Source organism: Citrobacter sp. Cf116 (assembly GCF_030336505.1).
Classification (GTDB): domain Bacteria; phylum Pseudomonadota; class Gammaproteobacteria; order Enterobacterales; family Enterobacteriaceae; genus Citrobacter; species Citrobacter freundii.
Genome location: NZ_JAOWEQ010000003.1, coordinates 1 through 380, shown reverse-complemented (window position 1 = coordinate 380; position 380 = coordinate 1). Strand labels below are relative to the sequence as shown.

The 380-nt window shown below is 47.6% G+C and carries 1 protein-coding gene; it reads left to right on the top strand.

The window, feature by feature from the left end:
- On the top strand, positions 1–213 hold a 213-nt coding region (locus tag OGV74_RS00700; RefSeq protein ID WP_286520110.1), incomplete at its 5' end, for a hypothetical protein.
- Positions 214–380 lie beyond the last annotated feature (167 nt).

Below are 380 nucleotides of genomic sequence, written 5' to 3'. Positions count from 1 at the left end.
TACGCAGTCATCAGATGTCACGATGGAGTCATCGTTGCCAGGCTGCAATCATTTCCTGAGTGTGAGCGCGCCCTGATGTATCGTCGCGGTAGCATGGTGTCTTTCATGCCTCTTCAGGATAATGAAATTATTGGTACACCTACGTTGTTTACTCAGATGCTGGAAAGGGCTGGTTATCGCGTTACTCAGAATTCTGTTACACTCCCGTCATAGGCCTGAACAACCTATACCTGCTGCGCCACAGGAGAAAAGCCCATGGCGCAAGATCAATTCAAGCAATCCCACATACTGACGTTAACTAACGCCAGCGATTTTCTTTTTGCCGCATCCAGAGGTGCGTTATGAAGAAAAGCTGGTTTCAACATACACAACTCACCACT